The sequence below is a fragment of the Paenibacillus sinensis genome (genome assembly GCF_019904155.1).
Taxonomy (GTDB): domain Bacteria; phylum Bacillota; class Bacilli; order Paenibacillales; family Paenibacillaceae; genus Paenibacillus_AQ; species Paenibacillus_AQ sinensis.
Genome location: NZ_JAHCMB010000188.1, coordinates 141,805 through 151,872 on the forward strand (window position 1 = coordinate 141,805; position 10,068 = coordinate 151,872).

Annotated in this window: 7 protein-coding genes; all 7 read left to right on the forward strand. The window is 58.2% G+C overall.

Features of this window, described 5'->3' with window-relative positions:
* The first annotated feature begins 234 nt into the window (after positions 1-234).
* The 7 genes from KIH86_RS22400 (at position 235) to KIH86_RS22430 (ending at position 9,756) form a co-directional block, all read left to right on the forward strand.
* The gene (locus tag KIH86_RS22400) at positions 235-1,008 is read left to right on the forward strand and encodes a Cof-type HAD-IIB family hydrolase (protein ID WP_223083541.1); all 774 of its coding nucleotides are present in this window, start codon (positions 235-237) and stop codon (positions 1,006-1,008) included.
* Between the two features lie 93 nt (positions 1,009-1,101).
* The gene (locus KIH86_RS22405; protein WP_223083542.1) at positions 1,102-1,965 is read left to right on the forward strand and encodes a fumarylacetoacetate hydrolase family protein; all 864 of its coding nucleotides are present in this window, start codon (positions 1,102-1,104) and stop codon (positions 1,963-1,965) included.
* Positions 1,966-2,580: 615 nt separating this feature from the next.
* The gene (locus KIH86_RS22410; protein WP_223083543.1) at positions 2,581-3,816 is read left to right on the forward strand and encodes a phosphotransferase family protein; all 1,236 of its coding nucleotides are present in this window, start codon (positions 2,581-2,583) and stop codon (positions 3,814-3,816) included.
* On the forward strand, positions 3,813-5,144 hold the full coding sequence (locus tag KIH86_RS22415; protein ID WP_235775548.1) for an outer membrane protein assembly factor BamB family protein: 1,332 nt from the start codon (positions 3,813-3,815) through the stop codon (positions 5,142-5,144). Before KIH86_RS22410 ends, KIH86_RS22415 begins: the two co-directional genes overlap by 4 nt.
* Before the next feature lie 263 nt (positions 5,145-5,407).
* Positions 5,408-6,619 carry a methionine adenosyltransferase gene (gene metK, locus KIH86_RS22420; protein ID WP_223083545.1) on the forward strand — a complete coding sequence of 404 codons (1,212 nt, stop codon included), beginning with the start codon at positions 5,408-5,410 and terminating at the stop codon, positions 6,617-6,619.
* Between the two features lie 351 nt (positions 6,620-6,970).
* Positions 6,971-8,380 carry a nitrogenase component 1 gene (locus tag KIH86_RS22425; RefSeq protein ID WP_223083546.1) on the forward strand — a complete coding sequence of 470 codons (1,410 nt, stop codon included), beginning with the start codon at positions 6,971-6,973 and terminating at the stop codon, positions 8,378-8,380.
* Positions 8,377-9,756 (forward strand): nitrogenase component 1, encoded by a 1,380-nt coding sequence (locus KIH86_RS22430; RefSeq protein WP_223083547.1) that lies wholly within the window; start codon positions 8,377-8,379, stop codon positions 9,754-9,756. Before KIH86_RS22425 ends, KIH86_RS22430 begins: the two co-directional genes overlap by 4 nt.
* Positions 9,757-10,068: the final 312 nt, after the last annotated feature.

A 10,068-nucleotide genomic window follows, 5' to 3' on the forward strand; every position in this document is an offset into this window, starting at 1 on the left:
CGGTAAATGCACGGCGCCTAAAGGACGCCGTCAGACGTTTATCCTTCGGTGAATAAGTAAGTTAGTGAGTTATTGTGATCATTATAACAGGAACAAGCCCCGGGGTTCTATGTTTCTTGCCCGCCGCCGATCAATCATGGTAAGTTACGGATAGAACCAGAAACGGGTATAACCCTAGCAGATTACAGAAAATGCCGGTCTTTGGCACGGCGGAAGGATAGGAGCATACAGGAAATGGATTATAAGATTGTATTTTTTGACATCGACGGCACGCTTGTCAACGAGGAGAAGGAGATTCCGGGGGATACGCTGGAGGCCGTCGCCCATCTAAAGAAGAACGGCGTTGAGCCGGTGATTGCGACCGGACGGGCGCCCTATTTTATCAAGCCGCTGGCGGAAGCGCTGGGCATCGACTCCTATGTATGTCTGAACGGGGCCTTCGTCGTCTACAAAGGCAAGGTAGTGCACAAGCAGCCGCTCGACAAGGAGACGATTGCGGCGCTGGTCGAGCTGGCAGGCAAGCACAAGCATACGCTCGTGTTTGAAGGCGGGGAATCATATTTCGCCGACACGGAGAACCATCCTTTTGTCACGGAATCCGTCAACACCTTGAAGGTTGATCAGCCGGGCTGGGACCCCGAATTCTGGAAAAACAATGAAATCTACCAGATGTTCCTACACTGCGAGAGCCATGAAGAGGCGCTGTACGAAGAGCTGCTGACGAAGCTGCGGCTGATCCGCTGGCATCCGCTTGCGCTGGATGTGCTGCCGCCCGGAAGCTCCAAGGCAATGGGCATTCAGGCATTGCTGGACAGCCTTGGCCTGAGCCGTGAGGAAGCGATCGCGTTCGGCGACGGCCTCAACGACAAAGAAATGCTGGAGCTGGCCGGACTTGGCATCGCGATGGGCAATTCGCATGAAGAGCTGCTTCCCTATGCCGATTATGTGACCAGCAGTGTGGATGACGGAGGTATTTACAAGGGCCTTCAGCACGCTGGCCTGATTTAACCTTTAATTATAGACCCTAATTTAGTAATTTGCGAAGCGAAGTGAACATGGCGGACGGCATGCCCTAATAACGGGAAAGAAGGGACTCATGAAATGAAGCTGCTGCAATATAAAAGCAATGGCGGGATCAAGCTTGGCGTGAAGACGCCGGAAGGCATCGTTGACATTGAGGCGTCGGCGGAACGCGCGGGAGTCAAGGCTCCCTCGAATATGGAGGAAGTAATCGGGAACAGTGCTGAAGCGCTGACACAGCTGGGTGGACTGCTGGCGGGCTCTCCGGTCTTGCTCCCGGAAGAGACTGTGGAGTTCGCACCCTGCGTGACCCGCCCGCGCAAGATTGTCTGCGTTGGCCTCAATTACAAAAGCCATGCGGAAGAAGCAGGCTTTGAATCGGTTTCGGTTCCGGTGCTGTTCAGCAAGCTCGACAACACGCTGTCGGCCCACAAGGAGACGATTGCCATACCGCCGGGGCTTTTGCAGATTGACTATGAAGCGGAACTCGTCGTGGTGATTGGCCGCAGAGCTTCCCGCGTAGCGGAGGAAGAGGCTCTGACCTGCGTCTTCGGCTATGCCGCCGGCAATGATTTGACCGCCCGCGAGCTGCAGTTCCGCACGACTCAATGGCTGCTCGGCAAATCGCTGGACGGCTTCGGCCCGGTAGGCCCATGGATTGCAACGGCCGACGAGATTGATCCCGGCAGCCTGGATATCGAATGCCGTGTCAACGGTGAGGTTCGGCAGTCCTCCAACACCGGGAACATGATCCATTCCTGCGCGGAGCTGGTGTCTTACATATCGCAGCATCTCACTCTTGAGCCGGGGGATTTGATTTTTACCGGAACGCCTGAGGGCGTTATCCTTGGACTGCCCGAAGAGAAGCGGAAGTGGCTGCAAGCCGGGGACAAAGTCGAGATCACGATTGACGGCCTCGGAACGCTGGAAAATACGCTCGGGTAGCGGCGGGCCTGCAAGGCGAAAAGCGCAGCAGGGCGGATAAGCGAAGCAGAGCGAACAAGCAATGCAAAGTGAAAAAGCAATGCAAAGTGAAGAAGATAGTAATGCGAAAAAGATAGGCAATGCGAAAAAGCAATCTCAAGTGAAAAGAGCTACGTTGTGAAAAAAACGCTGCAAGACGAGCTAGTGAAGCAAGGCGAACAAACAATGTGATGCGAACGAGCAAACATGATGCGATGAAAAAAACGGCCTATCCGCCGATATAGCGGGCGGGCCGTTGCTGCAGATGAGGCTGCAAGCGGCGGGGTTGCAGATGCAGGAAAGTGTCTTCCGCTCAAATGCCGGTTACTGCGATAGGGCGCGCTGCTCCCTCGCAGCGGCCTCTGATCCCGGACAGGAAAATCGGTCACGGGATTAACGGCTAACCGGATGAAGGGTTCACCGGCTGAATCATTAACGGCCTGTCGGTCAGGCGTATGAAGGAACGCGCCTGACCGACAGGCTGTTGGCGTCTTGTGGACGGATGACAGCGCCTTGATTTGGAAAATCATGTATACTCTTTCATATCAGGACAACCATTCGGAGCGGTACTCGTTCCGGTGCGGAGGAGGAGAAGGAATGGCAGGCGGCCGGGAGGAGAATGGCAAAGAGACGGAAGTCGGACGCGAAGGGAGAGATGAGAGGGAGCGGGGGAAGGAGCAGTTTGTTGTCGGAGGACCCTCGAACGATGATGATTACAAGAATGCCACTGGAGCAAAGCCCTCCAACTCAGGAGAACCGGACAAGCTCGCAGAGTCGGAGGCCGAAGCACGGAGCGGGTCGGAGACAGCACCGAGCCAGGAAGAAGCCGCAGGGGTGAGCTTGCAAAATACGGCGGTTCTTGAAGACCGGTCGAGCGGCAAGGTGGAGAGCGGAGATTTGCCGCAGCGGGCGAGCGGCTGGATCGTTACGGCCCTCGGCGCCGGTTCTTTGCGCATCAAGGAGACCCGGCGGCTTCCGGGCAGCACCTCCAGCATTCTGTACAGAGTCATGCTGGAGAGCGGAGAAGAGGCAGGGGTCGGGGAAGCGGTCATCCGCCTGTATAACAATGAGGGCTGGCTTCGCATGGAGCCCGATCTCGCCGAGCACGAAGCCGCCGCGCTCCGGCATGCGAAGCTGGCCGGCCTGCCGGCGCCGAGGCTGCTGGGCGCCGACCCGGACGGCGCGGCCTGCGGGCTGCCCGCCGTTCTGATGACGCTGCTGCCGGGCAGCGTCAATCTGAAGCCCCGCGACATGCGGAGCTGGCTTGCGGGGCTGGCACAGGCCCTTGCCGGCATTCATGCCGCGCCGGCAGGGGATTTCCGCTGGACGCATTTCTCGTACAGCGACATCGCGGCCCTCCGGGCTCCCGGCTGGACCCGCCGCCCGGAGAGCTGGTCTTCGGCGGCGGACTTTGTCAAGCGCCGGCGGCCGCCCTTTGTGCCCCGGTTCATACACCGGGACTTCCATCCGGCCAATGTGCTGTGGAGCGGGGATGCTGTCAGCGGAATCGTCGATTGGCCGAATGCCTGTATCGGACCTGCAGGAGCCGATGTGGGGCACTGCCGGTTGAATCTGGCGCAGCTGTACGGCGTGGAAGCCGCCGATCTGTTCCTGGAGCTGTACGAGGAGAAGGCGGGTGGCCGGTTCTCCTATCATCCGTACTGGGATCTGCTGTCCCTGTTCGACGGGCTGGATGACGAACCGCCGCAAGTTTACGCGGGCTGGCCCGCGTTCGGCGTAACGGATCTGACGGCAGAGCTTATTCAGGAGCGACTGGAGCATTACCAGGCAAGCTTGATGAAACGACTGGAGGAGGACGGGAAGTGGGAATGATCAAGTGGATGAACCGGATCACGGCGGGAACGCTCGGTCTGGGGCTGCTGCTCACGGGAACGGGAGCGGCTGTGGCGGATACGGCATCACATGCTTCATATGTCGGGAATAACTATGATACCTCGGCGTCGTCGATATCTGCGAAGGAGATCAAGGCGCAGTGGGTCTCGGCGATGGATGCGGCCGCGGAAGATTATACGATGAGCCAAGGGCTTGCGGCTGCGGGCGGAGGGCAGGTCTATATTATCAAATCCGGACAGCTGGCGGCGCTGAACGTGCAGACGGGAAAGGCGGTATGGAAGTTCGGTGCGGGCCTTCAGGCGCCGATTCTGTACCGGGACGGTGTGCTGTACGCGGCTTCGAAGCCGGGAACAATCTATGCGGTTAGTGCGGCCAATGGGAAAAAGCTCTGGGCCACCAAGCCTGCAAGCCCGGGAGCGTCGCAGCTGATCGCGGATGGAGAGCGGCTGCTGGTGACGAGCGGCGGGGTTCAGGCCTACCGGCTGAAGGACGGCGTTCTTCAGTGGACCGCCAAGGACGAGACGCCATTCAATCAGCCAATCATAGCGGCCGGTGGGCTGGTATTCGCCATGAATACCATCTCCGGGGCTTATATGTATGATCGGCTGCATGCCTATGATTCGGCGACAGGTAAGCAGCTGTGGGAGTCAAGCCAATACAGCTTGCCTCTTGCGGTGAAGGACGGCAAAGTAGTGGTACAGCGGGAGAGTACGCTTTTTGAAATACAAGAGCTGACCACGCTCGATACGCTGGACGCCAAGACCGGCAAAATTACCGGAACGACTGCCTATAATCCCGCGAACATCAATCTGACCGATCCTCAGCATGCTCCCGGGAATTATGGGGCCTGGTTTGATGGAGGCCGGATTTATCTGAATGCGGGGAACAAGCTGTACAGCTATCCCGAGGCCGCCGACCCGGCCAAGACGGTGAGAGACACCTATTCGGCGGAGAGCATGGGACCGAAGGATTTGACCTACGCCGCGGGTCCGTATGACGAGCGGGTTATTTTTACGAACAATCATGATCTGTACGGCGTCAAGACGACCGACAAGTCGGCAGTCTCCTATAATGGAAGCATCCGCAACCCCATAGCCCGCCTTGATTTGATCGGCAACGGCATGTATGTGATCCAGACCGACGGGCGGCTGATCGGCATCCATCTCAAGACGGCGCAGCCGGTTGTACAGCTTGAGACGGACGGGCATGTCTTCGGCCCGAGCTTGTCCGAGAGCGGGATGATTATTGTGCAGAGTAAAGGGAAGGTGCAGGCTTTTAAGGAACCGGACAGTCTCCGAATCAAATAGTGTATAGGGCAAGGATGATGTGCGTCTTATCCTGCTTCAGCATGTTGCATTCATCCGACTATTGACAAACAATCCCATCCAACCTAAAATATATATTAATCCTATTAATTTAGTCGGATAAAGGTTGACCGGATAACCGGAGGCTCTGAATCGGCGCTTGCTGCCCAAGGCAGCGAGGCCGGGATTCAGGGCCTTCTTCGTATTCGGGAGCAGCAATATGCGGACTTTTGTGTGAAAATCATCACAATGAGTGAGGGAAGAACATGACCAAATATCTGTTTACTTCAGAATCCGTTACGGAAGGGCACCCGGATAAAATATGCGACCAAATATCGGATGCCATTCTGGACTCCATCCTGGAGCAGGACCCGAACGGAAGAGTCGCCTGCGAGGTGGCGGTCACGACGGGGCTCGTTCTGATCGCCGGTGAAATATCAACCTCTGCGAACGTCAATATTCCGGCCATTGCGCGGGATACGATCGTAAAGATCGGATATAATCATTCTTCACTCGGCTTCGACGGCCATACCTGCGCCATCCTAAGCTCGCTTGACGAGCAGTCGGCCGATATTGCCCAAGGAGTGGACCAGGCGCTGGAATCAAGACTCCTTGCGAATGCCGGAGAGAAGGAAATCGAGCTTGGAGCCGGCGACCAGGGATTGATGTTCGGTTACGCAACGGATGAGACGCCTGAGCTGTTTCCACTGCCGATTTCCCTGGCCCACCAGCTGGCGAGAAGACTGGCAGAGGCCCGCAAGAGCGGACTGCTGCCGTATCTTCGCCCGGATGGCAAGACGCAGGTAACCGTGGAGTATGACGGTGACCGCGCCGTTCGTATCGACACCATCGTTGTGTCCACCCAGCATGATCCGGATATCGGGCTGGAGCAAATCTGGAAGGATATTATCCGGCATGTCGTGGAGCCGACGGTTCCCGATGGGCTGCTGGATGAGAATACGAAGTATTATATTAACCCGACCGGCCGGTTCGTGGTCGGCGGACCGCATGGCGATGCCGGGTTGACCGGCCGCAAAATCATTGTCGACACCTACGGCGGCTACGCCCGCCATGGAGGCGGAGCCTTCAGCGGCAAGGACCCGACGAAGGTGGACCGCAGCGCCGCTTACGCCGCCCGCTACGTCGCCAAGAACATTGTGGCGGCCGGATTGGCCCGCCGGGCCGAAATTCAGCTGGCATACGCCATCGGCGTCGCCAGCCCGGTCTCGGTCACGGTGAACAGCTTCGGCACCGGCATCCTTCCCGATGATGGAATCGCCGCTGCGGTGAAGACGGTCTTCGACCTCCGCCCGGGAGCGATTATCCGGGCGCTTGATCTCAAGCGGCCGATTTACCGGCAGACCGCAGCCTACGGCCATTTTGGCAGAAACGATCTGGATCTGCCGTGGGAGCGCACGGACAAAGCCGATGCGCTCAAGGCAGCTGCCACCGCGCAGATCCAAGGAACGGCAGTGTGACCGGAGTCTGTGCGGCACTCTGAATCGGCGGCGTGCTATAACGAGCTGAGACCCGTACGGTTCACAGAACCGTTATTGTGATGCTCAGTTGGTCTGAAGTTTGCGTGGTCCACAGAACCGATAGCGTGTAGCGTGCTCGGGCAGGCCGGACGGACTTACTACGCTCCGCTGAGGGCTCTGCGCTAAAGCTGGCAAGGGAGAGCTAGAGCTGCCACTCCGGCACGCGAGCTGAATTGTATAACAGGCTGCTGAACGTTACCGATCTTCGCGACTGGGCGAGAAGCTGGGGGATGCGATCAACCAAGAGGCGGTATCCTTGGGAGCTGCCGCGAACTAAAGGAGATGACGATCATGAACCATGAGATCAGACAGCGGTTCGCGCGGATAAGAAAGAAGCGCCTTGGGTCGCTGACCGCCTTCAATGGCGAATGCGGAACACTGGCGGATGAGCTGGAACGGGAGAAGCCCGCTCAGCGGTTCGGCACCTACCCGGAGACGACGGACGATGAGCTAACCGGAGCCATTCGTCTGCTGGGACGAATACGCGGAGCCGTCACGATCATTCACAGACCGCCGGGCTGCGGAGCGGCGAAGCTTGAGGATGAACTGCGCTCCGGCAGCGGACCCTGGCTGCTTACAAATATTGAAGAAAGTGATTCCATCCTTGGGGCGGACGGCAAACTGAGGGATGCGATCGGTAGAGCCCGGCGGCTCTGGAAGCCGGATATCATCTTCATTCTGTCCACTCCGGTCGCAGCGATCAACAATAACGATATTCAATCCGCTGCCGTGGAGGCGGAAGGATTGTATGGTATTCCGGTCGTCCCGATATTCGCAGCAGGCCTTCGTTTCAAATCGCCGCTATACGGCTTCGACCTTGTATTTCACGCATTAGCCAAGCATGTGCTGAACGCTTGGCCGATTCCGGAAAAGGGAGGGCGGTTTATCAACCTGATCGGGACAGCGGAGACGAGGACAGGGAATATCATTAGAGAGCTGACGGCCGCAGGGCTTTCGTATAACAACGTATCCGGATACTATGCGCTCTCCGATCTTAGCCGTTCGCCGGGAGCTATCGCATCCGCTGCTCTGGACGGGGATGAGGCCGGCTATCTGTTGGCCTGGCTGGAAGAGAGCCGTGGCGTCGCCCGGCTCGATGTCCCGCCGCCAATCGGCTTGACCGGAACTCACCGCTGGCTTCTTGCCGTGGCGGACGCCTTGGACGCCGATGCCGAGACGCGGAATCGAATCGAGGCTGCCCGGGCGGAGACGGCCGAGACGCTTGCCGTGCAGCGGCTGAAGGATCTGTCGGTCTTCATCGATCTTCCCCCGGAGCAGGCCTTCGGGATCGGCGAATTAGTATCGGAGCTTGGCGGGAAGGTGACCACCTTTGCTCTGACCCATGCGGACCGTACCCATGCCTCAAGGCTCAGGGAATGGTCCCGCCGCAACAATCCCCGCGTGCTGATCGAACCGGGGCAGCCGTTCGAGAAGATCAATGCGCTGAGCAAATGGCGGCCGGACCTCTATATCGGCCGAAGTGAGACGGCCGTATGGGCGGCTGCCGCAGGGATTCCGGCAGCTTCGGTGGATGCCGTGGACATTTACGGCTTCCAGGGAGCATTGGCGCTGGCCGGACTCTTCGGCAAGGCGCTGCGGAATTCGGCGCTGAGCCGGTACTTAAACGCAGGGGGCGCCTCCTACCGGGAGGGGTGGTTCGCGAAGAGCGTGAACTGGCATTTCAAGCAGGAGGTGAGGTGAAATTGGGACAGATGACGGCGGGAAACCGGAACAGCTGCCTGCTGCACGGTGCGCTTCAGACAATCCGGGCGATTGAAGGGGCAGTGCCGGTCACTCACTCCACCGCAGGCTGCGGCGTTCAGCAGTATCTGGAAGGAAGCACACTCAGCGGCAAAGGCGGCTCGGGCAACGGCGGCGGTCTCAGCATTTCATCTGCCAGCTTTCTGGAGCGGCAGGTTATGTCCGGCGGCACGTCCAGGCTGAGGGAGCAGCCCAAGAACACCGTCAAGATCAAAGCGGGAGACTTCTGCGCCGTTCCGACGGGCTGCACGCCGGAGTTGGTCGGGGACGATGTGCCGGCGGCGATGATCAAAGAGCTGCAGGAGCAGCAGGTGCATGCCATACACCTTGGCACTCCGGGATTCAAGGACAGCGTTCATGACGGCTATTCGGCCGTGCTGCTCGGTATACTGCGGCAGTACGACAAGCTGGGGGTATCCGCAGGGGTGAGAAACGGCCGCCTGGTCAATCTGTTCGGCGTTATTCCTGAGCAGGACGTGTATTGGAGAGGTAATTTACAAGCGTTGAAGCTCAGCTTTGAGGATGTGGGGGCCGAAGTCAATGTCATCTTCGGTCCAGATGCAGAAAGGAGAGAATGGGCGGCGCTTCGGCAGGCGGCGCTCAACGTTTCTTTCTCGGTTCACAGTCTGGATATCTGCGAATGGCTGGAGCGGCACGCGGGTATCCCCTATGTGCGTTTCGACGGTTATCCGGTGGGAGTGGCGCAGACAGGAGAGGTGTTGAGCTGCGTCTTGAGGCAGCTCGACCTGGAGCCGGATGCGCTGGAAGCGAAGATTAAGGATCAGGAGCGGCTGGAACGCTACTACATCCGCGAGCAGGCGGATGCCTATTATCGCTACGGCTTCCAGAAGAGGCTGGCCGTCGTCGGCGACAGCGCCTCCGCAATAAACCAGTCCCGGTTCCTCGCCGGCCCGCTGGGTCTGCTGCCGGTCCTGATCATCATTACCGACGACCTGCCCCAAGCGATGCAGGAGCGGATTCTTCATGACTGGCGGGAACGGCAGCAGCCAGGGTTTGAGACGAGGATCGTCTTTGAGAGCGACGGGCAATTGATTGAGAAGCTGCTGCTGAAGGAGGATATCGAGCTGCTGCTGGGCAGCTCAATCGAACGGAAGACCGCAGAGCGTAAGGGAATTCCATTCATTCCCCTGTCGTACCCGGTTGCGGAGGAGCTGATGCTCACCCGGGGCTTCGCCGGATTTGGCGGCGGCATCGCTCTGTTGGAGAATGTTGGTTGCGGAATCATCAGGTTCGCGGAAATTCGAAGCTGCAATCCGTGTCCGCTGTATGGCAGCAGCCTCGCGCAGTGGCATTGATTTCGAGTGAGGATGGCCCGAAGGACTTGAAGAAGACAGGATGAGAGCGAGAAACGCAGATGCGTCCCGACAAGGACGGCATTTTGCGTTTCTTCTTTTTTTATCGTTGACAGCCTGTGTGAATGATGTTATTTTAATAATCACAAATCGCATAAAAATACTATGAATTAAATCACAGGATGCTGACTGTTTAAGCAGAGGCGCTGTGTCCCTTGGGACATGGCGCCTTTTGTGTGTACGCCCAGCATGGGCGTTATCTTTAGGGTGAAAGTCCCGAACGGGGGCTGGCGAGCGCCTACCGTTAGCCAAGGG

Excerpts from the sequence above, each read along its gene's own strand:
- KIH86_RS22400 (WP_223083541.1), top strand. The coding sequence starts at position 235 with ATGGATTATAAGATTGTATTTTTTGACATCGACGGCACGCTTGTCAAC.
- KIH86_RS22405 (WP_223083542.1), top strand. The coding sequence starts at position 1,102 with ATGAAGCTGCTGCAATATAAAAGCAATGGCGGGATCAAGCTTGGCGTG.
- KIH86_RS22410 (WP_223083543.1), top strand. The coding sequence starts at position 2,581 with ATGGCAGGCGGCCGGGAGGAGAATGGCAAAGAGACGGAAGTCGGACGC.
- KIH86_RS22415 (WP_235775548.1), top strand. The coding sequence starts at position 3,813 with ATGATCAAGTGGATGAACCGGATCACGGCGGGAACGCTCGGTCTGGGG.
- metK (WP_223083545.1), top strand. The coding sequence starts at position 5,408 with ATGACCAAATATCTGTTTACTTCAGAATCCGTTACGGAAGGGCACCCG.
- KIH86_RS22425 (WP_223083546.1), top strand. The coding sequence starts at position 6,971 with ATGAACCATGAGATCAGACAGCGGTTCGCGCGGATAAGAAAGAAGCGC.